Source organism: uncultured Vibrio sp., from assembly GCF_947488985.1.
In the GTDB taxonomy this organism is placed as follows: Bacteria; Pseudomonadota; Gammaproteobacteria; order Enterobacterales; family Vibrionaceae; genus Vibrio.
The window spans coordinates 1-468 of record NZ_CANLBV010000296.1; the positions used below are offsets into that span (position 1 = coordinate 1).

Consider the following 468-nt stretch of genomic DNA (forward strand, 5'->3'; position numbering starts at 1 on the left):
AAGCGTGGGTCGCATACGGCGGTTCCGAATATACTTTCAGTGACTCATACCCATCTCGCAACGAGTATAACCCCAACTCATCGAACCATTTAATTGGCATGGCGTGATTCACCTGAGGCGTTCTAGCTAAGTGCCACCAACCCTTGTCTGACATCGCTAGCTTCCACGCATTACGCTCTGTTACCCCTTGTCGTTGTAACCAACTCGCTATGCTATATCTGCGTTTGCGTTGCCTTAGGCGGTAGCATCTTAACCGTCGCCTTATCCATTTATCTAAGTGCTGCATTGCACTTTTTCGTATGGCAAGTTTGAAGTAGTGTTGCCAGCCTCGTAGGTACTGAGTTAACTCCGTGATTGTCACTTGTAACTCTCGACCTCGATTTCGCTTCGTTATTTTCCGCACTCGCTTCTTCATTTGAGCTTGTGCCGATTTCGATATCAGGATTGCTCCATCTATCTTGAAGCTAT

General features: G+C 47.0%; 1 protein-coding gene. It reads right to left on the bottom strand.

The genetic code is table 11. The features are described 5' to 3' along the window. Window positions 1–468, bottom strand: a 468-nt coding sequence (locus Q1A70_RS20415; RefSeq protein ID WP_363318262.1) for a group II intron maturase-specific domain-containing protein, incomplete at both ends; no start/stop codon positions are given.